The sequence below is a fragment of the Telluribacter roseus genome (assembly GCF_017355915.2).
In the GTDB taxonomy this organism is placed as follows: domain Bacteria; phylum Bacteroidota; class Bacteroidia; order Cytophagales; family Spirosomataceae; genus Telluribacter.
The window spans coordinates 412,494-433,652 of record NZ_JAFEUV020000002.1 but is presented as its reverse complement, the minus strand read 5'-3'; the positions used below and the strand labels follow the sequence as shown (position 1 = coordinate 433,652).

The following is a 21,159-nucleotide window of genomic DNA, read 5'->3' as shown; positions in this document are numbered from 1 at the left end:
TGTTTATTCACCAAAAGGTATCTAAGTTAGAGCAATACTACTCTATCTTCCACTTCATAAAATTTCGTACCTCCGTAAAGTTCAGTTGTTCGTACAGAGGCTTACCGGCACTGGATGCGTTGAGGGTGACGGAGCCTATCTCCTCCTGCCGACACCAGTCCAGGATGGTTTCCATGATGAACCGCGCCAGTCCCAGTCGGCGGTACTGGGGCTCCACGAATACATTCAGAATATGAGCCTGCTGGTCCGACTTACTCACTCCGCCCCTGCCATCCGGATAAGGTGCTACGCGCCGGAGCAGCAAGCCTCCTCCCCCAACGATGGTAGCCGGATCAGAAACGGGGGCGACTACCCAGCCCAGGTAGCTTCCGGCCGGAACGGCTTCCCGGAAGTAGTCTATACCCAGCCGGTACATTTCGTCGTAACTTTCGGGGAGGATATCTTTCATGGCGAGCCACATCTGGCTGCGGTGCCGGCTCAGCGCCTCTACGTCCAGTACGGTAGCGCGCCGGATCATAAAATCAGATCGTGAGGGTTGGGTACTCATGGGTAAAGGGTCTATCTCCGCAAAATACAGCGTTTAAGGCCGCATTGTAAAGCCTTTTGCCCAAACGCTTCTTTACAATCCTGAAAAAATTCCCTAAGTGGTGAGAAACAGCAATTCTGACATGGTGGTCCGGGACGAAAAAGCAACATTCGACCTTAACAAGGAGTTGGAGAGGTATAGTTGCTATTAATTTGCTATACCATGGCGTTTCGCTTTTTAAGAAAGCCCAGTTCGGGCGGCCCGGTTGCCTCCTATACCTTGCTCCACTTCCCCCTGCGTCATGCACGCTGGGCTCTGGCCCGCATGGGTGAGCGCCGTTTAACGCTATCCCCACCTCCGGGGGCGCTATTCAGCCGGATGATGGGTTGTGGCCGCAACGGGTTTAGTCCCCTACCCGACTTGCGCCGCTACGCGTTGGTAGCTTCCTGGGAAAGTACCGAAGCAGCCCTCCGGTTTTTTGAGTCCGACCATTTTGCCCCCTACACCTCCCATACCACCGAACACTATACCGTACTGATGGCTCCTGTCCAGTCGCATGGCCAGTGGGACGGGCTAAATCCCTTTGCTACTACTACGCCTGTGGTAACCTCTCTCGAAGATCCGCTGGTGGTACTTACCCGCGCTACTATCCACACCCGTAAGCTACTTGATTTCTGGCGGCATGTACCCCAGGCGCGGTCAGGGCTGAAAGGCTCACCGGATCTGCTCTATGCGCAGGGTATTGGTGAAAATCCATTGACGCAGCAGGCTACCGTCAGTATCTGGAAGAGCAGTACCGCCGTCCGCCAGTTTGCCTACCAAAAGACCTCCCACAAGGACATCGTACGCCTGACCCGCGAGCGCAACTGGTACCGCGAGGAACTCTTCGCCCGCTTTGTGCCAATAGCCACACAGGGTACTATGGAAGGGAAGGATTTGCTGGGGGAGTACTTGTATACAAATCAATTATAAGGTAGTTCTTGAGAATGCTCCACTTTGAGGATTATGATAGATTGAGTAAGTTTAGGTGCGATCTAAAAGCATCTACTATCATGAAATTCGGTAAGACAATAAAGATATTTCTTATTGACGGAGATCCTAATGGGCGAATGGCCTGCGAACTGTCTAATTGGACAGGCAAAGCCTATAAAGTACCTCGTATTCAAGTAAAGGATTGTGCTGATAGAATAGACTTAAACAATACAGGAATCTATCTGCTACTTGGAAAGAATGAAGAGGGACAAGATCAGGTATATATCGGTGAAGCTGAATCCATTCTGAAACGGCTAACGCAGCATCTTACTCAAAAAGATTTCTGGAATGAAGTAGTTGTCTTTATTAGCAAGGATGAAAATCTGAATAAGGCACACGTTAAATATCTGGAAAACAGGCTATATGAACTAGCTCATACTTCAAATAGATATAAGATTGATAATACTGTTACACCAACACAGTCTTCTATTTCCGAATCTGACAGGGCAGAGATGGAAGAGTTCTTAGAGAATATAAAGCTACTTGTAAATACACTTGGGCATAAGGTATTCGAAGAAAAGCGAGAGGTTAAAACAAAAGCAAAGAAACAAGAGTCATTTTACATCGAAGCACCCCGTGGGGCATATGCACAAGGTGAACCGACCTCTGAGGGATTTGTCGTATTTAAAGGCTCAAAAATTGCTACTTCAACCGTCTCTTCTTTTCCTCCTTATATGCAAAAGCTCAGACAAGAGCTTTTAGACAAAAAAATTATAATCCCTAATGGAGAATATTTAGAGCTTATAGATGACTACATTTTTGGAAGCCCTTCTACTGCTGCTGCACTTGTGATGGGGCGCAGTGCCAATGGACTTACAGAGTGGAAGTTGCCTAGTGGCCTAAACTTAAAAAGATACGAATCGGAAGGGGAGCCAATACTTGACGGCTTGTCAATAGCAAAAGCGGGAATAATAACATCAATATCACTAACTCAATAAATTGACATTCAATCTCATAATCAAATAAATCCCTGCCAAAAGCATTATCTTGGCAGGGATTTATTTTTAAAATACATTCACACTTAACCCAGCCCGGAACGAGAAATTCTGGTCCAGGTAGGGGTTGCCGGCGGCCCATCCGGCTGTTTTGGCAGTAACGGCACCATTCAGCAGCACTGACCTGGAGATTCTGTACTTGGTAGTAAGGTCCAGCGAACCACCGGCCGTGCTTTCAGTCGCGAAGTAGCTCTGGTCTTTGGGCTGCATCCATCCCTTTAGATGGACCGATACCAGCCATCTGTTCGTCAGGGCTCCGTCTATGAGGCCCAGTTCTACACCCGGTAGGGTCATGTTACGGTTGGAGTACCGGTGGAAACCCACCACATATTTTCCATAGTACAGCTGAATAGGTACCACCAGTGCCACATCATTTCCAAAGTGCGTAGGATAGTACTGCCCCATGAAGTTGAATGAGAAATGAGAGCCCAGGTTGATCCGGTTGATAAAGAATATGGCCGGGTTGATAAAGTTGATCAGCGATAGCTTCTTCTGCTCTAACAGGAAGTCCTGCGCTTCGGGCGAAAGATCACTAAAGCCTACCCGGCGATTGACACCTTCCCCACCGGGAAATTTGTCGCGATCCGTATAAGGCTTGTCGGGATTGAACATATCGTACGCCCAGGCCGTAAAGTCAGAGCCCGCGTAGTCCCGCTGCTCAGCCGTAGGATCTTCAAAATTCGGGGCTCCGTCCTTCACCCTATCCGACACTTCGCTGGTGGAAAACTTGAGGTAGTTATACACATAGTGCGCGCTATACAGGTACAGGGCGTTTTTGTACGCGGACCGGCGGTAGAAGAAGTCCTGCTGAACGTTGGTAAGGGTAGTAAGGTTTTGAGCATGTGCCCCTGCTACATATGAGTGCAACAAGCCTGACACGTTATTGGTCTTTAAGCTGGCCAGCGCTTCGTCCGTTACACCGTACACCGTACCATCCCAGCGGCTCCCGATCCAGTTACCGTTTTTGGAAGATACTCCATTCACTCCCAGCACCGATCTATGAAACTCTTCGTGCGCCCATATCCCCAGCGGGATAGGCAGTTCGCTGCCGTACTTGGCAAAGCCCAACCCAAGCGCGTAGTTCAGGGCCTGGTTGGACACATTTCGCCGGCTGAATCGGGACTGCCACTTTACCGGCTTCACGATGGCATTGCCTACTTTACTAAGTCCGTAGAATCCGAGGTCATAAAAGCTATTGCTCAGCTCGAGGGCCTGGTTCATGGAAGGGTACGACCGGACGATGTCCTTATTCTGAGGCATGTCAATGACGGGTACCTGTAAGCGGAGTTTGTAAACGGTAGAATCCTGGGCAAGAACATGGGTGGCTATCAGGCATAGTAGTACCAGGATAGCAGAAATTGCTAACTTTTTCATGGCTAAATACGTAATTAAATTAGTGGTTTGAAGAAATTTTAACGGGGGCTTGATTGGTAAGTTGAAGAGCCGTTTCAAGAACAGGATCTTTTCCGGCCAGCAGGTCCGCGATGGTAGGTACTACCTCATGGTCGGGTACTACGCCCCGGTGCTGCCGGGCAGGATTATTAACCGCCTGATGGTACTTCCACAACGGAATACCCAGTACCAGATTAGAGTGCGGTAGGTCTACAATGGCGAAGAACCCACTGTTGTTTGTAGTGTATCCACCGCCGGTTTCCTCCCCAATGAAGGTGGCCCGCTTATGATGGTGGGCAATAGAAGCAAACTCAGAGGTTACCGAAAAGCTGTGTCCATTGGTCAGGATGTATACTTTGCCCTTGTAGTTATCTTTCTGCGGCTTCTGACGCTTCAGATTGCTGTGGTACTTCCAGTGGTACTCACCATCCTTTTTAGACAGTACCTGTCGGTAGATACCGAAGAACCAGGGCGTATAGGCGTGTTCCGAGAAGCTAAACTTCTTGTTGGTGTTGGTCGTGACCTTGGTGTAGTACTCGTATGGCTTGTCGGTCAGGTACGAGTACAGCAGCGACCCGTAGCTATCCTTTCCGCCTTCGTTGTTCCGGATGTCAATGATCAGGGAGCTTACACCTCTTTTGTTGATTTCTCTGAACGACTCTTCCAGAAACTTTTCGAAACTGGATTCTTTACTTTCAAACCAGAATGTTTTCAGCGTGAGCAGCGCGGTACCATTTTTCAGGAATTTAAGCGCCAGCTGATTCTCCTGCAGGTGTTTCAGATCTTTTTTGATACTTTCATTTACGACTGTATACGGCACACCATCTACTTTCGTACTTTCTCTATTTCCGGCCGCATTTTTATATTCGACCACGTAAGAATCTGTCTCTTCAATAAAGGTAGAATAGTAGCCACTAAAATAATTATTCAGCTCGAGGTACTTTCCTGTTTCGGTGGCTCCGTCCGCAAAGCTATTGTAAGCCATTAACTGATCAACTACTTCCTGTATTGGCTTTTTATTGATAGAAATAATCTCGGCACCAGCGGGAATTACATCATCCCCCGTATAGCTTTTCCAGGCAAATACTCCGTTTTTAGAAAAGTAAAGTTTAACCGGAAATAGTTTATTCTGGTGAAAAGGAAATTTAATATCCTCTTTATTCTTCACCATAAACTTCACGTGCCCACAACCGATCATGGTTACTACCGGAGTCAGTAACTTATAAAATTCCTGTTGGCTGAGAGGTCGGGTAATGGACTGCGAAACCTGATTAAAGGCACTATCCATTCTGGCCTTTGACGAGTGGGTGTACAACCCGGGGTGCGCCTCCTCCAGCGCCGTACGAAACAGTCGTAAATCCTCCTTCAGATACTGGGTCTGGATCAGGGCGGGAGGCTCGGTAGTCTGTCCCATGCACGAAGGCAGGGTCAGACAGTGCATAAGCAGCAGATACAATTTCACTAGTGTTTTCATGGCTATAATTGTTTTGATTCTGCTGCAAATTTGGGGAGTCCAGACGTCCCAATCGTCCGAGCCGATAAGTTCAGACCACTACTTTTTGTCCCGCTGCGAACTGTGAGGGCGTAATTCCGGTAATTTTCTTGAATACGGAGTTAAAAGTAGCCTTAGAACTGAACCCAGCCTCCATAGCTACGGCCAGAATGGTGTAGTGCTTATATTGCTCATTGAGCAATAGCTCCTGCGCAGCCTGTACCCGGTACTCATTGATAAAGGTGAAGAAGTTCTTGCCGAGCTTGTCATTGATCACCTGAGACAGGTGGTGCTTCGGGATGCCGGTATCATTCGACAGGTTCTGAAGGGTGTAGTCATTGTTGAGGTAAGGTTTGTTGGTACTCATGTACAGCAGTAGCCTTTCGGCATAGCCAGTAGCCTGTTCATCGGGTATACCTGACTTTTCATATTTCACGGGCTCCGCATTTTCGGCTGGCTCTGGTGCGGTAACCGGAGTAACCGGAGCGACTGATTTATTCTGCCGAATAATTTCTTTATTAAATATCTCGGGCTGCGAAAGTGCTTTGTACCCTATCCAGTAAATACAAACAATTACGCCCAGATAATGAAAATGATACGCATCTTCAACAAAAGGTATATTGAATTTCTTACTATAAAATACCGCAACAGAAAACAGTAGTAAGGCAAAGATGAATGTAATTAACTGCTGTAACCAATTAAGCTTTTTCTCTTTTAACTCGGAAAAATTATCGAGAATATTCTTCTTGTGATTATGAATATGCACCAGGGCCAGAATTGCGTAGGTAATATGAATAAAATTAGTCACCTGATTCAGGATACCAAAATCATCCAGCGAAGCTTTTTCAAAATTAGTAAGGTACAGTCTTTTTTCAGCGGCAGATTTTAGGTAGTAAGGTAACAGCAACAAGAAATACGTGAAGAACGGGATAAAGTGCAGCAGGTCTTTCGGCCTGAACCGGGGCTTTTCGCTGGATACTTTTACCGTAAACAGGTAGATCAGCGGGCCGAACAGAGTCGGCAGCAACCAGCCTACCTTGCTCAGATGGGGAAACCTCAGGAAAAAGTCGCGGGTATCAAACCCTACCAGGACCGATTGGGCAGATATGGCTAGTATAAGGACAGCCAGTAGCCTATTGGCTAATTGGTTTTTTTTCTGCCTGACCAGCAGAAAAGATACAAGCGCTCCCTGTACAGCACCCGCGGCCAGTAATATCTGCAGTAAAAACATGGATGTACTATTTATTTATACAAAGAAAGAGAGGTTTTGGCAAAGATAAAGTACCAGCCCCACTCATTTTAAGCCTCCTGTGCCTGCTTAGTACCCATTCCTGTATACGCCCTCTTTTCCCTTTGTATCCATTGTAGCTCGTGGGTACTCCTGAGGCTGATTCTGTGGATAGGTATATACAAAGAAATAAGCCGCCTCAACTAGTGAGGCGGCCTACCAATCAGCAACTTAGTACCACTACTTACAAATACAATTCACTTCCCTTCGCCAGAAACTCGCTGCTTTTATCAGCCATGCCCTGCTGAAGAGCTTCCTCTTCGGCGGTACCCTGGGCGTCGGCATAGGCCCTTACCTCCTGCGTGATCTTCATGGAGCAGAAGTGGGGACCGCACATGGAGCAGAAGTGGGCGACTTTGGCACCTTCGGCCGGTAGTGTCTCGTCATGGAACTCGCGGGCTGTATCCGGGTCCAGCGACAGGTTAAACTGGTCGTCCCAGCGGAACTCAAAGCGGGCCTTGCTCAGGGCGTTGTCGCGGTACTGCGCTCCCGGATGCCCCTTGGCCAGGTCAGCTGCGTGGGCAGCGATCTTGTAGGTGATTACCCCGTCCTTTACGTCCTTCTTGTTTGGTAGTCCCAGGTGCTCCTTGGGTGTTACGTAGCACAGCATGGCGGTACCGTACCAGCCGATCATGGCCGCCCCGATGGCCGAGGTAATATGGTCGTAGCCGGGGGCGATGTCGGTCGTTAAGGGGCCCAGCGTGTAGAAGGGCGCTTCCTGACAGTACTCCAGCTGCTTCTCCATGTTCTCCTTGATCAGGTGCATGGGTACGTGGCCGGGGCCTTCGTTCATCACCTGCACGTCGTACTTCCAGGCCATGCGGTTGAGCTCGCCCTGTGTCTTCAGCTCGGCAAACTGCGCCTCGTCGTTGGCGTCGGCAATAGAACCCGGACGCAGCCCATCGCCCAGCGAGAAGGCTACATCATAGTCTTTCATGATCTGACAGATCTCCTCGAAGTGGGTGTAGAGGAAGTTTTCTTTATGATGCGCCAGACACCACTTCGCCATAATAGAGCCTCCGCGCGAAACGATACCCGTTACACGCTTAGCGGTAAGTGGGATGTAACGCAGCAATACCCCGGCATGTATGGTAAAGTAGTCTACCCCCTGTTCGGCCTGTTCAATCAATGTATCTCTGAATATCTCCCAGTTTAGCTCCTCGGCCTTGCCGCCTACTTTTTCGAGTGCCTGGTAGATAGGTACTGTACCAATGGGAACGGGTGAGTTGCGGATGATCCACTCCCGGGTTTCGTGAATGTTCTTACCGGTAGAGAGGTCCATGATGGTATCGGCGCCCCAGCGGCAGGCCCATACGGCTTTCTCCACCTCTTCTTCAATGCTGGAAGTAACGGCGGAGTTACCAATGTTGGCGTTGATCTTGACCAGGAAGTTACGGCCAATGATCATGGGCTCGCTCTCGGGGTGGTTGATGTTGCTGGGAATAATGGCCCGGCCCGCGGCCACTTCCTGTCTCACAAATTCGGGCGTGATGAGGCCCTTAGGTGTATTGGCGCCAAAGCTATGGCCCTGGTGCTGCTTCCAGAGCTCGTTGTCCTGGCTGTACAGCTGCTCCAGTCCCTGGTTCTCACGAATAGCAATGTACTCCATCTCGGGGGTTATGATTCCTTTCTTAGCGTAATGCAGCTGCGTTACATTAGCTCCGGCTTTGGCCCTTAGCGGCTGGTGCCGGTGCTCAAAGCGCAGGTGGTCCAGAGTGGGGTCATTCAGTCTTTGCCGGCCGTAGTCAGACGAAATCTGCTCCATACGCTCTACGTCATTACGGTCCAGTATCCAGGACTCCCGCAGCTTGGGCAGGCCTTTTCGTACATCGATGGTAGTATGGGGGTCGGTGTAGGGGCCGCTGGTATCGTACACATAGACGGGGCTATTCTTTTCTACCTTACCGCTGAACTTGTGGAGCGTATCTCCTACCTGTATTTTACGCATGGCTACCTGTATGTCATGCAGCTTGCCCTGTACATATATTTTCTCAGAACCCGGAAACGGGTCACAGGATAGGACATTAGTCGATGGAATGGTATCTTGTTTCATGATTTGATCAGTTGTTGGGGATTGTAGAAATGATTTAATGGGCCGGTTCCTGCACCTATTTGCACATCCTTGCCCTGCTCAATGGCCGCCTGCACGTACTGGATGCCTTCCCAGATAGCTTCCATAAGAGAGAGGCCCCGTGCCAGCAAAGCAGCCACCGCCGAAGACAGCGTGCAGCCCGTACCGTGCAGATTGGTACTTTGAATAAAGTGAGAGGTTAATACCTGTTCGAGGCCCTGATGGTCCACGAACACATCGTGCAGGTGGGGGCCTGCAAGGTGGCCCCCGGTGATCAGTACTGCCTTGCAGCCCATTCCGACCAGCCGATGCGCCGCCACCTTCATATCATCCAGACCATTGATAGAGGTACCCGCCAGGGCAACGGCTTCGCTGATGTTGGGGGTAATGAGCGTGCAGAGGGGCAGAAGCTTTGATCGGAATACCTTAATGGTCTCATCGGTTACGAGCCTGCGACCACTGCTGGATATCAGCACCGGATCAAAAACAACCGGAACAGCATACCCTCGCAGCGCTTCGACAACGGCCTCCGCTACTTCCTGATCAGGTACCATTCCGATCTTGACGGCCGCGGGTTGGAGATCATCCATTACGGCCCTGATCTGTCCGCTCACTATAGCGGCGGGTATACAATGGACATCCTGTACCCCCAGCGTATTCTGCACGGTAATGGCCGTGATAGCCGTGGTACCAAAACAGCCCAGGGCCGAGACGGTTTTCAGATCTGCCTGAATGCCTGCCCCGCCGCCACTATCCGAGCCGGCTATGCTCAGTACGGTGTGATAGTGATAGCTTTTCATGGCAAAGCACCGGCGGCCAGCAGGGCATTGGCCCTATTGTTCATCACTAGGTAGTTGGTGGTGCTGTGTACAAGGGGGGACTGTTCCCGAACGGCGAGAACATGGCTCCATAGTTGCTCCTTCATATCTTACTTTTTAGGTAAAAAAAGATTGAATGGCCAAGGAGCTTCCTGGAGGAGGAAGACAATACGAGAAGATGTTTCACTACTTTTCCCTTCGCCAGCATTACCCGGATCAGGTTCAAAGGGTATAATCTCAGCTCCTTGACGGAACACCCCTAAAGCCGATGCAATGTAAAAGAATTATCGGGAGATGTGGTAGTGATCTACCGAAAAATATGCAGCGAATGTAAATAATGCCTAAATTCCCATTGAAGTCACACATCTGAGTAGAATATAGATGAATAGGCACATCCAGCGCTCACTCCTCCCGATTTACGGGCTGCCCCTCCTGATTATGCTCTTCTCGGTGGGGCTTACACTGAGTCCGTTGCTGAGTCAGCAGCCAGCCCTGGCCATGGGCATAACCTACGACCTGACCCTGACGGCGCCACTACTGTACCTGTTCCTCATGCGGACCAGGAGAATCCCGAAGATAACGGCAGTGCCCGTTTTTGTGCTGGGGGTAGTGCTGGCCAGTCTGCTCCTGCCCGAGCATCAAAAGTACCACCTTGGCCTGATTACGACCTATATATTACCCCTGGTAGAAGTGACTATGCTTGCCGTTATTGGGTACCATGCGTATAACACAGCAAAAGCTTTCCGCGCAAGTACCCATGGTAGCCAGGACTTCTACATGGTTATAAAGGAGGCCACGATCAGGACCATCGGCTACCCTCAGATTGCCAAAGTCTTTGCCTCTGAGATCGCTATGGTTTACTACGCACTATGGAACTGGAAGAAAGAGTCAGCGAATGGATTTACCAGCTACAAGGAAAACGGCGTTACGGCTCTCCTGGGTACCGTTGTCTTTATCGCTATCATAGAACTATTCGTAGCTCACCTGCTTCTGGTAAGGTGGAATGAGATGGTAGCCTGGGTGCTGACAGCAGGTAGCTTCTACGCTACTTTTCAGCTTTTGGGACACATCAAGGCCATCCGGCGTAGGTACTCAGAGATAACGGGCAGCCAGTTGTTCCTGAAGTATGGGCTGTTCGGGGATATGGTAGTAGACCTCAAGGACGTATTACGAGCCGAAATCACCCCTAACACCGTTGAAGTAGAAGACAAAAAGGTGGAGAAACTAGCTTTGCTTAAAGACGTGGAAAGTCATAATGTAGCCATCTACTTCCGGGAGAAACAGACCATTGAAAAAGCGTACGGAATCAGCACGCGATGTGACATAGTACTGCTACATATCGACGATAAGCAGGCGTTTGTGGAGAAGCTTAATCAGGCCCTACATAGGAGCAACAGCAACTAATCTTCGTCTTCTTCATTGCTTCTACGAACAGAGACCAATAACTGTTGATTACTTGCGGCTGTTTACAAATACAAGTACTGTATAAATGCAGCCGGGAATGAAGCAGTTTCTATCAGCAATACTAGGTGTCTATACTCTTTCCTCTTCACTTACGTTCGCCCAAACGGATAGTACCCGGCAGCAGACAGCTGAGGTTACGGTAGCAGGTTTTGTGGATGCCTACTATGCGTACGATTTTAACAAACCGGCGACCAGCTACCGGCAGCCGTTTCTCTACAACCACAACCGACACAACGAATTTAACCTTAATCTGGGGTTAGTAAAAGTGGGGATCGAGCACAGCCGGTACCGGGCCAACCTGGCTTTGCAGACAGGTACCTACCCCAACGACAACTACGCCGCTGAGCCCGGTACTCTGAAAAATATATTTGAGGCCAATGTGGGTATCGCCCTGAGCCGAACCGGAAATCTATGGCTGGACGCGGGAGTGTTTGCTTCCCACATCGGGTTCGAAAGCGCCATCTCCCTCGACAACTGGACCCTTACCCGCTCGCTGCTGGCCGAAAACTCTCCCTACTTCCTGACCGGGGCCAAACTTAGCTACCAGCCGCATGAGGCGTGGCAGCTACAGGTCCTGGTACTGAATGGCTGGCAGCGCATCCAGCGGCTCCCGGGCAACTCCCTGCCCTCATTCGGGACGCAGGTCAATTACAGCCCGGCGGAAGCGGTAGTACTGAACTGGAGTACCTTTATCGGCACCGACGATCCCGATACAACCCGGCGGATGAGGTACTTCAATAACTTCTACGGGCAGTTTCAGCTTTCACCCCGAGTAGGGCTCATTGCCGGCTTTGATGTGGGTGTACAGCAGCGAACCCAACATAGCAGTAGCTACGATGCCTGGCTGAGCCCGGTACTTATAGCCCGCTACACCTTTACTGATAACTGGGCGGCGGCCTTACGTGCTGAGTACTACCAGGACCCGACGGGCATCATCATTCGTACCGGTACTCCCAATAGCTTTAAGACCGCGGGAGTGTCTATGAATCTGGATTATACACCTGTACCTAACATGGCCTGGCGTATAGAGGGACGCTGGCTGAACAGCCGGGACAGACTATTTGAAAGGGGGAGTAGCTTTGTAGCTGATAATATCTTTATCGTAACCTCCCTGGCGGTAAGGTTTGGGAAGAGCGTGGAGGATTAGTAGCTCCTCCACGCTCTTATGACTCTTTATATTATACCTTTTGTTTCAGGCGATCTTTGAGCTGCTGCAGTTCGTCGCGGAAGCGGGCAGCCTGCAGGAAGTCCAGATCCTTGGCGGCAGCCTCCATTTTACGCTGCGTCTCGGCAATGATAAGCTGCAGGTCATTTTTACCCATGTACTGCACCACCGGATCGGCCGCGATACGGATCTCCTCGGGCTCGACGTACATCTTACGTACCTTAGAATCGGCTACTTTGGTCTGCTCCATAATGGCCTCTCTCGACTTCAGTACCGTGCGTGGGGTAATGCCGTGCTCTTCGTTGTAGGCCATCTGGATGCTGCGACGACGGTTGGTTTCATCAATGGCCTTCTGCATAGAGCCCGTGATCTTGTCGGCGTACATAAGTACCTTGCCCCGCTCGTTACGGGCGGCACGACCGATGGTCTGGATCAGCGAACGAATATCGCGCAGGAAGCCTTCCTTGTCGGCATCCATGATCGCCACCAGCGATACTTCGGGCAGGTCAAGTCCCTCACGCAGGAGGTTCACTCCTACCAGTACGTCAAATACGCCCAGGCGCAGCTCACGCAGGATCTCTACCCGATCAAGGGCCTTTACTTCGGAGTGGATATAGCGGCAGCGAACACCTACACGATCAAGGTACTTGCTGAGTTCTTCGGCCATACGCTTGGTCAGTGTCGTTACCAGCACCCGCTCCTCGCGGTTGATGCGCGTATTAATCTCATCCAGCAGGTCATCAATCTGGTTCAGGCTTGGACGTACTTCAATCTCCGGATCCAGCAGCCCCGTCGGACGAATAATCTGCTCTACCACTACCCCATCGGTACGGCGTAGCTCATAGTCAGAAGGGGTAGCACTGACGAAGATGGTCTGGCTGGACATCTCCTCAAACTCCTGGAACGTCAGGGGCCGGTTGTCCATGGCGGAAGGTAGCCGGAAACCGTAGTCTACCAAGGCTTCTTTACGGGAGCGGTCACCGCCCCACATCGCCCGGATCTGCGGCATGGTTACGTGGCTCTCGTCCACCACCAGGAGGTAATCCTCGGGGAAGTAGTCGAGCAGACAGAAAGGCCGCTGCCCCGGCAGACGCCGGTCAAAGTACCGGGAGTAGTTCTCGATACCGGAGCAGTAGCCCAGTTCCCGCATCATTTCGAGGTCAAACTCTGTACGCTCCTTGATGCGCTCCGCTTCCAGCAGGCGTCCTTCCTTGGTGAAGTACCGAATCTGAGCCACCAGGTCATCCTGAATCTCCTTCATCGACTGCGTAAGCACATCCCGGCCCGTTACGAACAGGTTGGCGGGGAAGATCGCAATCATGCGCTCGCTAGATAGTTTTTTGCCGTTAGAAGGGTCAATGCGCTGGATTTCTTCTATTTCGTCACCGAAGAAAATAAAGCGGTAGGCAAAATCGGCATATCCGGGGTATATATCCACCGTGTCGCCCTTTACACGGAAGGTACCACGCGTAAACTCTGCTTCGGTACGGCTGTACAGGATCTCCACCAGCCGGAACAGAAACTGATTGCGGCTGATGACATCGCCCACACTCACGCGCACGATGCTCTTTTTGTATTCCTGCGGGTTACCGGCACCGTAGATACACGATACCGACGCTACCACCAGTACATCGCGCCGCCCGCTCATCAGCGACGATACCGTCGAAAGCCGGAGCTTGTCGATTTCTTCGTTGATGGCGAGGTCTTTTTCGATATAGGTATTAGTAGTAGCTATAAAAGCCTCGGGCTGGTAGTAGTCGTAGTAGCTGATAAAGTACTCAACAGCATTGTTAGGAAAGAACTGCTTAAACTCACCGTACAGCTGAGCGGCCAGTGTCTTGTTATGACTCAGTACCAGCGTAGGGCGGTTGAGCTGCGCTACTACGTTGGCCACGGTAAAGGTCTTACCGGAGCCCGTTACCCCAAGTAGCGTCTGAGCACGGTCACCGCTTTTGATTCCTTCCAGCAGTTGTTGTATAGCCTGGGGCTGATCGCCCGTAGGTTGATAATCAGAGACAAGTTCAAAATTCATAAATAGCCTTTCAAAGGTTAAGCTTATGATCCGGTACTTTAGGCAAACGCTGCTACGGCAGTAGCCATTGTTCCGAAAAGTACCATTTAATCCAGTATATTAAAACATTGGATAGGGTACCAATAGTTCGGTACTACAAGCTGTACTTCCTCATTTATCAGCTATTTGTTCAGAGTTATTAGCAAGCGGTATTATTGACCATTCGTCCATACTCAAACCGGTATGAAAAACATTCGGGATAAGCTGTACACCATCATATTTGAGTCCGATACTCCAGCGGGCAAAGCCTTCGATGTAGCTCTGATCATATCCATTATTATCAGTGTGCTGTCGGTCATGCTGGAGAGCGTGGCTTCGCTGCGAGCCTTGTACCGGGAGCAGTTTTTTGTGATTGACTGGCTCATTACTATTTTGTTTACCGTTGAGTACCTCCTGCGGGTATGGGTGTCCAGGAATACCCGTGAGTATACCCTTGGTGTCTGGGGCATTATTGACTTACTGGCTATTCTTCCGGCTTTTCTGAGCCTGTTCGTATCGGGTACCCAGTTTCTGCTGGCTATTCGTATTCTGCGGGTACTGCGGGTGTTCCGTATCCTGAAGCTGGCCCGCTACATATCGGCCACACAAACCATCACCAGAGCACTGGGCAACAGTTATCAGAAAATCCTGGTGTTTCTGGGTATGGTACTTTCCATCGTGATCATACTGGGTACTGTAATGTATCTGGTTGAAAACGGCAATAATCGGGAAAGCGCTTTCAGCAGCATTCCGCTGAGTATCTACTGGGCCATCGTCACCCTCACTACAGTGGGGTTTGGGGACATTGTACCCGCAACAGTACCGGGTAAGTTTATAGCCTCTCTGATCATGCTCATTGGCTACTCTATCATAGCAGTACCTACGGGTATAGTGACCAACGAGCTCCTGCACCTTCAGAAAGGTACAACTAAACCCTGTTCGACCTGTGGTAATCCTCAAAATGACCAGGATGCTGTCTACTGCAAGAAATGCGGCAGTCAGCTTGATGCCTGAATTAAAGTAGTAACCGTCAGGGGCTACTCTTCGGCCGGAAGTACAGGGAGCATGATCGTGAAGGTAGTACCCAGCCCGGGTTCGGATGAAGCCGTGATAGACCCATGGTGGTTCTGAACGATTTTCTTACAGAGAGACAGCCCGATCCCTAGTCCGCTTGTGTGCGCATCCAGCTTTTTGAAGAGCTGAAATACATACGTCTCAAAATCTTTCTCGAAACCAATGCCATTATCAGTAAACTGTACTCTGACAAAATCAATGTACTTGTACTTGCCCTGAACGGTTTTGAAGCGGTTGCGGCTGACTACACTTCCCGCCACGGTTACGTGCAGAGGCCGATCTTCCGACCGGAACTTCACCGCATTGTCAAATAGATGGTCAAACAGCATCTCAAGCTGCCCCGGATCACCGTGGATAACAGGCAACCCATCTAATTCAAAGGTGCACTCAAAAGCGTTGTCTTCCAGTATGCCGCCTGCTTTGTAGTAAGCCACCTGGATCAGCCTTTCCAGATTTACCCGTTTCCGGATATTGGCAGACTCATTGAGCCATACGTACTGCTGCAGGCTATACAGTACCTCTTTCATAGAGCTCGCTACCTGGGTAATACGTTCGGCGGCTACAGTTATGCGAGGTGAATCAGAAGCACTGTGCTCGTTGTTGAGTACCTCCGCAAAAACCATCATCTTGCGTAACGGCTCCTGAAGGTCGTGCGAGATAATGTGGCTAAACTGCATGAGCTCGTCGTTGCGGGCCTGCAGCTCCTGTACTATTTTGTCCAGCTCTTCGGTCTGCTTCTGAAGCTCCGCTTTGGCCTTAGCCAGCTCTGTATTCTCATTCAGCGCTTTTTCGGCCAGCCGCTTGGCTTCCAGAATCTCAGCCTCGTACTTTCCGCGGTTAGGTACACATATGCATACACACACGTTGAGGGGTGTACCGTTTTGCTCTATACGCCGGGCGTTTAGCAGTACGGGTACCTGAGCCCCCGACTTGGTTTTCAGGTTAAGAAATATTTCCTCGGTCTTGCCGTGCATTTTCAGCATCAGGAAGAAATGCGTCTGGTAAAAGATGCGGGCGGAGAGAGAGAGTACTTTCTCAATGGTATGGGCGTGCAGTTCTTCCCTGCTGTAACCCAGCATATCACAGAAGGCTTCGTTTACATCCTGAAGGAGGTTATCATCGGTGAAAGAAAAAATACCGCCCGGTGCCTGATCCAGTAAACTATCCATCTGCTGCTTATGTCCTTGTGAAGTTAACACGTACGGGACAAGTACTCTTTAATGATATCAATTGTTTCGTCGGGGGCACTTACGTGGGGGCAGTGACCCGTGGCTTTCATCACTTTAAGCGTACTATTGGGAAGCTGCTGGTGCAGGTATTCGCCTACTTCCAACGGGGCTATGATATCTTCGGAGCATTGCATAATGAGCGAAGGCAGCTTCAGCTTGGACAGATCACTACGATAATCCGAGAAGAAGGTAGCTTCGGCAAACTGACGTGCGATAACGGGATCCGTCGAGCAGAAGCTATCGGTCAGCTCCTGACCCAGCTCGGGCCGGTCGGGATGACCCATGATCTGGGGTGCCAGGAAGTTGGACCAGCCAATGTAGTTTTTCTCCATGGTTTCCAGTAGCCCCTCAATGTCCTGTCTCTCAAAGCCACCTACGTACTCTTCATCGTTGATATAGCAGGGCGAGGGCCCTACCATGACAATACGTGAAAAGTACCTGGGCTCAGATACTGCAGCCAGCATACCGGTCATGCTGCTTACCGAATGCCCTACAAAGATAGTATCCCGCAGGTCCAGCGCCTCACATATATCTAGGACGTCCTGTGCATAGCCATGGAGGGTGGCGTATCTTTCGGGATTATAGGCATTGATATCGGATTTACCGTTGCCCACGAAGTCAAACAAGATTAATTTGTAGTCCTGCTCAAAGGCAGGCGTAATAAAGCGCCACATGTGCTGATCACAACCAAAGCCGTGGGCGAACATAATCGGCTGTTCCCCCTTTCCAGACACTTTTACATTGTTGCGACGAAGGATGTCGGGTGCCATAGAAAAAAGCAGATTAGATGTATACAATAAGAATAGAAGTTAAAGATACTATAATATACTTACTAATCCGCACTTATTTCTAAAACACCTACTGGCAAAGTACTTACGCGTGACCGCTCAGGGCTGCTCAGCCAGGGCGCCGGACTATGAAAAAAGCAATCATAACCTTTAGATTAAAATGCCGTTTATTATCTGTTTGTATCAATACCTTACATGGCAGAAACTGTACTTATTACCGGCGGCACGGGCCTGATTGGCCGCCGTCTCACTGACTTACTACTGGAACGGGGATATAAGGTTGCTTACCTCAGCCGGGGGGCGGCCACCTATCCGAACGTGAAAGTGTACCAATGGGACATCCAGAAGGGGGAGGTAGACAAGGAAGCACTGCTCCGGATGGACTACCTTATCCACCTGGCCGGAGCCGGCATAGCCGACCAGCGCTGGACCGAAAGCCGCAAGAAGGTCATAATCAGCAGCCGTACTGACAGCATCCGGCTACTGGCCCGGCACATGGCGCAGCTGGGTGTAAAGCCCAAAGCGTTTGTTCCTTCCTCAGCCATCGGCTACTATGGCGCCGATACGGGTAATGCCCATCAGACCGAGGCCTCACCAGCCGGTCAGGATTTTATGGCCGAAGTGACGGTACAGTGGGAAGCCGCCGCCGATGCCGTCAGAGACCTGGGGGTGCGTACGGTCAAGATACGTACAGGCGTAGTACTAAGTAATCAAGGAGGAGCGCTACCACAGATTGCCGCGCCTGCCCGCTGGGGCTTCGGGGCGCCGCTGGGGTCGGGTGAGCAGTGGATGTCATGGATACATATAGATGATATATGCCGTATGTTCATTGAAGCCATGGAGAACAGCGACTGGGAAGGCGTGTATAACGGAGTAGCTCCCGCGCCCGTTACCAACCGGCAGCTCACCCAGCTGATCTGCGAAATAATGAACAAGCCGCAGTGGGCTCCGGCCGTTCCGGCGTTTGCCCTGAAGCTGGTATTTGGTGAAATGGCCGCCGTAGTACTGGGCAGCAGCTATGTAGAGAATCAGCGCATTAGTCAAACAGACTTCAGGTACATATTCACCAATCCGGAGGATGCCCTGATCAACCTGCTACACAAGAAGTCGCATACTTGAGATCAAAATATGGATACGCTGTCTGAGCTACATAAGGGGTACTCCTCAGTTATTGATATCACGGTAGCCTGGGGTGAAATGGACGCGGCCCAGCACCTCAACAACGTAGTCTATATCCGGTATATGGAGAGTGGCCGGGTTGCACTTTTCAGTGAATGGGACTTTATGGGTTTTGATTCCAGCATTGGTCCTATACTATCCGAAGTACGTTGCTGGTATAAAGCTCCCGTTACATTTCCGGATACAATCAGGGTAGCTACGAGGGTGGCACACGGTAGTATACACGAATACGGATTTGAGTTACAACACCTGATGATAAGCCACCAGAAGCAGAGGATCGTGGCAGAAGGATACTCAGGAGTTGTAAGTTATGACTACGCTACGTTGCGAAAAGCGCCCCTGCCCGAGTGGCTCATTCAGAAAATAAATGAGCAACCGGAGCAGTAATCTATAACTTTTCTGGGTTCAAACGGGTAGTATACATTCAAGCCCGAAATTTCAGAACCTCCCTCTCCTGCTAGTCTGTGATAAAAAGATCATGAAGGCATTCAATAGTTCTTTTTATTGATCCTATGGTAGAGAAGTTTTTCAAGCGTGTACTGGATAGTTACCACCATCGGTTTGTATCACGTCGACTGATATTGGCTATTGATCTGGCCATAGTCGCCTTTTCCTTTATTACGGCCTGTATACTTCGTTTCAACTTTGATATTGCTGATATCGATTGGCCCGTATACCAGTACTACCTGCTTATTCTCCTTTTTGTCCGCTACGTTTGTTTTACCACCTTCCGGTCCTACCACGGTATAGTCAGGCACACAAGCCTGGAAGACATGAACCTGATATTCAGGACGGTGACGGCCAGTAGCCTTATCACTACTTCATTTTCTACGACGGCGGCCTTTTTCTCGGGCATCCATCTACTTTACATACCCGTTTCGGTACTCCTGATCGAGTACTTCATCTGCCTCTTCCTGATGATCGCCAGCCGTTTCTTTGTCAAGTCCATGTATACGGATATTGTCAGCAAGCATCGTCAGAAGACCACTCAGGATGTTATGATCTACGGAGCTGGTATGCTCGGACTACTGACTAAAGACGCCCTCCTGCGCGAAACGGAGAAAGTCTACAACCTCCTGGGCTTTATTGACGATAACCCTACACTGAGCAATATGTCAGTGGAGGGCGTTCGCGTCTATGATCTGAAGACGGCCTGCGAGCAGTTTCTGTCGGGGCTGCACAACGATGTAGAAGTAGTGATGGCGATCCAGCGCATTGCCCCTTCCCGCCGCAAAGCCATCATGGAGTACTTTCTGCAGCGGGACATTGTAGTAAAGGTAGTGCCGTCGGTAGATGAATGGCTCAATGGTACCCTGAGTAGCGGGCAAATCCGCAAAATCCGTATCGAAGACCTGCTGGAACGGGAGCCGATCCGGCTGGACAATGAGAATATTCAGGATCAGATTGCCGGTAAAAGTATCCTGATCACCGGAGCGGCCGGCTCCATCGGCAGCGAACTCACCCGTCAGATCCTGCACTACTGCCCGGCCCGGTTGCTCCTGATGGACCAGTCTGAGTCGGGGTTGTATGATCTGGAATTTGAAATCAATCAGGCCTGTCCTGCTGTTACGGAGCTTATCACTATCATTGCCGATATTACCGATGAGGTACGCATGCAGCGCATGTTTGAGTTGCACCGTCCGCAGGTGGTATTCCACGCCGCTGCCTATAAGCACGTGCCCCTGATGGAGCGGTTCCCATATGAAGCGGTAAAGACCAACGCGCTGGGTACCAAGCTGATCGCGGACCTGTCGGCTACCTACGATGTAGAAAAGTTTGTGTTTGTATCTACCGACAAGGCCGTCAATCCTACCAATGTCATGGGGGCTACCAAGCGTCTGGCCGAGATGTACCTGCAGAGCCTGAACGAGCGTTTCAAGGACGGTACCCGCTTTGTCATCACCCGCTTCGGTAATGTACTGGGCTCCAACGGCTCGGTAGTACCCTTGTTCAAAAAGCAGATTCAGGCCGGAGGTCCCATTACCGTTACGCATCCGGATGTAATCCGCTACTTCATGACCATCCCCGAAGCCTGCCAGCTGGTACTGGAAGCCGGTACCATGGGCATACGCGGCGAAGTGTTTGTATTCGATATGGGCGAGCCTGTACGTATCCAGGACCTGGCCCGGCGCATGATCAAGCTGTCGGGCCTGGAAGTTGACAAGGATATCAGGATCAAGTACACCGGCCTGCGGCCCGGTGAGAAGCTATACGAAGAGCTCCTGTGCCAAAGTGAGCAAAACCTGCCCACCCATCACCCCAAGATACTCATTGCACGTATGCCCCCGGTTTCTTTTCAGGAGGTCAACGAAACGTTTACAGATCTTCGCGATGCTCTCAAACGAGCCGACCGTGAAGGAATGGTCAGCCTGCTCAAATCGGTTATTCCTGAATACATCAGCAACAACTCCGAATTCGAAAAGCTGGATCAGGTGGAGCAAAAGCTTACGGATCCTATTTAACCGCTAGGTCTTACAACCCATTACCTTTTCCTTATACGCAAAAGCTGTTGCGACTTTATGAGGAAAAGTTATTTTTGTAAATAGTATGCTTGCATACTGACAGAGAAACTATTCATAATCCTACATACCCTTTC

General features: G+C 50.4%; 18 protein-coding genes and 1 riboswitch. Of the genes, 8 read left to right on the top strand and 10 right to left on the bottom strand.

Annotated elements, in window-relative coordinates; genetic code table 11:
• Nucleotides 1–37: 37 nt before the first annotated feature.
• A complete protein-coding gene (locus tag JTN23_RS05110) occupies nucleotides 38–547 on the bottom strand; it encodes a GNAT family N-acetyltransferase (protein ID WP_247232852.1) in 510 nt (169 codons plus the stop codon).
• Nucleotides 548–748: 201 nt separating this feature from the next.
• Between JTN23_RS05110 and JTN23_RS05105 the strand changes: the two genes are divergently transcribed.
• On the top strand, nucleotides 749–1,498 hold the full coding sequence (locus JTN23_RS05105; protein WP_247232851.1) for a spheroidene monooxygenase: 750 nt from the start codon (nucleotides 749–751) through the stop codon (nucleotides 1,496–1,498).
• An 80-nt stretch (nucleotides 1,499–1,578) separates the two neighbouring features.
• A complete protein-coding gene (locus JTN23_RS05100) occupies nucleotides 1,579–2,496 on the top strand; it encodes a GIY-YIG nuclease family protein (RefSeq protein WP_247232849.1) in 918 nt (305 codons plus the stop codon).
• 66 nt (nucleotides 2,497–2,562) lie between these two features.
• Here JTN23_RS05100 and JTN23_RS05095 read toward each other — a convergent pair whose 3' ends face one another.
• The 6 genes from JTN23_RS05095 to JTN23_RS05070 all read right to left on the bottom strand — a co-directional run bounded on the left by JTN23_RS05095 (nucleotide 2,563) and on the right by JTN23_RS05070 (nucleotide 9,721).
• On the bottom strand, nucleotides 2,563–3,927 hold the full coding sequence (locus JTN23_RS05095) for a hypothetical protein (RefSeq protein WP_247232848.1): 1,365 nt from the start codon (nucleotides 3,925–3,927) through the stop codon (nucleotides 2,563–2,565).
• 19 nt (nucleotides 3,928–3,946) lie between these two features.
• Nucleotides 3,947–5,419 (bottom strand): S41 family peptidase, encoded by a 1,473-nt coding sequence (locus JTN23_RS05090; protein WP_247232847.1) that lies wholly within the window; start codon nucleotides 5,417–5,419, stop codon nucleotides 3,947–3,949.
• A 70-nt stretch (nucleotides 5,420–5,489) separates the two neighbouring features.
• Complete coding sequence (locus tag JTN23_RS05085) at nucleotides 5,490–6,668, bottom strand: helix-turn-helix domain-containing protein (RefSeq protein WP_247232846.1); 1,179 nt, start codon at nucleotides 6,666–6,668, stop codon at nucleotides 5,490–5,492.
• A 241-nt stretch (nucleotides 6,669–6,909) separates the two neighbouring features.
• Entirely contained in the window at nucleotides 6,910–8,778 is a 1,869-nt protein-coding gene (thiC, locus tag JTN23_RS05080; protein ID WP_247232845.1) for a phosphomethylpyrimidine synthase ThiC, read from the bottom strand.
• Nucleotides 8,775–9,596: a bifunctional hydroxymethylpyrimidine kinase/phosphomethylpyrimidine kinase gene (gene thiD, locus JTN23_RS05075; RefSeq protein WP_247232844.1), complete on the bottom strand. Its 822-nt coding sequence runs from the start codon at nucleotides 9,594–9,596 to the stop codon at nucleotides 8,775–8,777. Before thiD ends, thiC begins: the two co-directional genes overlap by 4 nt.
• The gene (locus JTN23_RS05070; RefSeq protein ID WP_310586706.1) at nucleotides 9,593–9,721 is read right to left on the bottom strand and encodes a hydroxyethylthiazole kinase; all 129 of its coding nucleotides are present in this window, start codon (nucleotides 9,719–9,721) and stop codon (nucleotides 9,593–9,595) included. The genes thiD and JTN23_RS05070 overlap by 4 nt, the downstream gene beginning before the upstream one ends.
• A gap of 69 nt (nucleotides 9,722–9,790) precedes the next feature.
• Nucleotides 9,791–9,885: riboswitch (TPP riboswitch) on the bottom strand.
• A 110-nt stretch (nucleotides 9,886–9,995) separates the two neighbouring features.
• Between JTN23_RS05070 and JTN23_RS05065 the strand changes: the two genes are divergently transcribed.
• Nucleotides 9,996–11,018 (top strand): hypothetical protein, encoded by a 1,023-nt coding sequence (locus tag JTN23_RS05065; RefSeq protein ID WP_247232842.1) that lies wholly within the window; start codon nucleotides 9,996–9,998, stop codon nucleotides 11,016–11,018.
• 97 nt (nucleotides 11,019–11,115) lie between these two features.
• On the top strand, nucleotides 11,116–12,225 hold the full coding sequence (locus JTN23_RS05060; protein ID WP_247232840.1) for a porin: 1,110 nt from the start codon (nucleotides 11,116–11,118) through the stop codon (nucleotides 12,223–12,225).
• A gap of 31 nt (nucleotides 12,226–12,256) precedes the next feature.
• Here the strand turns inward: JTN23_RS05060 and uvrB are convergent, their stop codons facing one another.
• Entirely contained in the window at nucleotides 12,257–14,275 is a 2,019-nt protein-coding gene (uvrB, locus tag JTN23_RS05055) for an excinuclease ABC subunit UvrB (protein WP_247232838.1), read from the bottom strand.
• A gap of 222 nt (nucleotides 14,276–14,497) precedes the next feature.
• On the opposite strand from uvrB, the gene JTN23_RS05050 reads away from it, so the two are divergent.
• The gene (locus tag JTN23_RS05050; protein ID WP_247232836.1) at nucleotides 14,498–15,307 is read left to right on the top strand and encodes an ion transporter; all 810 of its coding nucleotides are present in this window, start codon (nucleotides 14,498–14,500) and stop codon (nucleotides 15,305–15,307) included.
• Between the two features lie 23 nt (nucleotides 15,308–15,330).
• On the opposite strand, the gene JTN23_RS05045 is transcribed toward JTN23_RS05050, so the two are convergent.
• Nucleotides 15,331–16,566, bottom strand: a complete 1,236-nt coding sequence (locus JTN23_RS05045) for a PAS domain-containing sensor histidine kinase (protein WP_247232835.1) — start codon at nucleotides 16,564–16,566, stop codon at nucleotides 15,331–15,333.
• Nucleotides 16,560–17,366, bottom strand: coding sequence for an alpha/beta fold hydrolase (locus JTN23_RS05040; protein ID WP_247232834.1), 807 nt, complete (start codon nucleotides 17,364–17,366; stop codon nucleotides 16,560–16,562). The genes JTN23_RS05045 and JTN23_RS05040 overlap by 7 nt, the downstream gene beginning before the upstream one ends.
• A gap of 213 nt (nucleotides 17,367–17,579) precedes the next feature.
• Between JTN23_RS05040 and JTN23_RS05035 the strand changes: the two genes are divergently transcribed.
• The 3 genes from JTN23_RS05035 (at nucleotide 17,580) to JTN23_RS05025 (ending at nucleotide 21,025) form a co-directional block, all read left to right on the top strand.
• Entirely contained in the window at nucleotides 17,580–18,503 is a 924-nt protein-coding gene (locus tag JTN23_RS05035) for a TIGR01777 family oxidoreductase (RefSeq protein ID WP_247232833.1), read from the top strand.
• Nucleotides 18,504–18,512: 9 nt separating this feature from the next.
• Nucleotides 18,513–18,950 (top strand): acyl-CoA thioesterase, encoded by a 438-nt coding sequence (locus JTN23_RS05030; protein ID WP_247232832.1) that lies wholly within the window; start codon nucleotides 18,513–18,515, stop codon nucleotides 18,948–18,950.
• Nucleotides 18,951–19,075: 125 nt separating this feature from the next.
• A complete protein-coding gene (locus JTN23_RS05025; protein ID WP_247232831.1) occupies nucleotides 19,076–21,025 on the top strand; it encodes a polysaccharide biosynthesis protein in 1,950 nt (649 codons plus the stop codon).
• Nucleotides 21,026–21,159 lie beyond the last annotated feature (134 nt).

What these genes read in the sequence shown, in the direction of transcription:
- JTN23_RS05095 (WP_247232848.1), bottom strand. Translation starts at nt 3,927, where the DNA reads ATGAAAAAGTTAGCAATTTCTGCTATCCTGGTACTACTATGCCTGATA.
- thiC (WP_247232845.1), bottom strand. Translation starts at nt 8,778, where the DNA reads ATGAAACAAGATACCATTCCATCGACTAATGTCCTATCCTGTGACCCG.
- JTN23_RS05100 (WP_247232849.1), top strand. Translation starts at nt 1,579, where the DNA reads ATGAAATTCGGTAAGACAATAAAGATATTTCTTATTGACGGAGATCCT.
- uvrB (WP_247232838.1), bottom strand. Translation starts at nt 14,275, where the DNA reads ATGAATTTTGAACTTGTCTCTGATTATCAACCTACGGGCGATCAGCCC.
- JTN23_RS05085 (WP_247232846.1), bottom strand. Translation starts at nt 6,668, where the DNA reads ATGTTTTTACTGCAGATATTACTGGCCGCGGGTGCTGTACAGGGAGCG.
- JTN23_RS05090 (WP_247232847.1), bottom strand. Translation starts at nt 5,419, where the DNA reads ATGAAAACACTAGTGAAATTGTATCTGCTGCTTATGCACTGTCTGACC.
- JTN23_RS05110 (WP_247232852.1), bottom strand. Translation starts at nt 547, where the DNA reads ATGAGTACCCAACCCTCACGATCTGATTTTATGATCCGGCGCGCTACC.
- JTN23_RS05105 (WP_247232851.1), top strand. Translation starts at nt 749, where the DNA reads ATGGCGTTTCGCTTTTTAAGAAAGCCCAGTTCGGGCGGCCCGGTTGCC.
- JTN23_RS05040 (WP_247232834.1), bottom strand. Translation starts at nt 17,366, where the DNA reads ATGGCACCCGACATCCTTCGTCGCAACAATGTAAAAGTGTCTGGAAAG.
- JTN23_RS05035 (WP_247232833.1), top strand. Translation starts at nt 17,580, where the DNA reads ATGGCAGAAACTGTACTTATTACCGGCGGCACGGGCCTGATTGGCCGC.
- JTN23_RS05030 (WP_247232832.1), top strand. Translation starts at nt 18,513, where the DNA reads ATGGATACGCTGTCTGAGCTACATAAGGGGTACTCCTCAGTTATTGAT.
- JTN23_RS05050 (WP_247232836.1), top strand. Translation starts at nt 14,498, where the DNA reads ATGAAAAACATTCGGGATAAGCTGTACACCATCATATTTGAGTCCGAT.
- JTN23_RS05025 (WP_247232831.1), top strand. Translation starts at nt 19,076, where the DNA reads ATGGTAGAGAAGTTTTTCAAGCGTGTACTGGATAGTTACCACCATCGG.
- JTN23_RS05065 (WP_247232842.1), top strand. Translation starts at nt 9,996, where the DNA reads ATGAATAGGCACATCCAGCGCTCACTCCTCCCGATTTACGGGCTGCCC.
- JTN23_RS05070 (WP_310586706.1), bottom strand. Translation starts at nt 9,721, where the DNA reads ATGAAGGAGCAACTATGGAGCCATGTTCTCGCCGTTCGGGAACAGTCC.
- thiD (WP_247232844.1), bottom strand. Translation starts at nt 9,596, where the DNA reads ATGAAAAGCTATCACTATCACACCGTACTGAGCATAGCCGGCTCGGAT.
- JTN23_RS05060 (WP_247232840.1), top strand. Translation starts at nt 11,116, where the DNA reads ATGAAGCAGTTTCTATCAGCAATACTAGGTGTCTATACTCTTTCCTCT.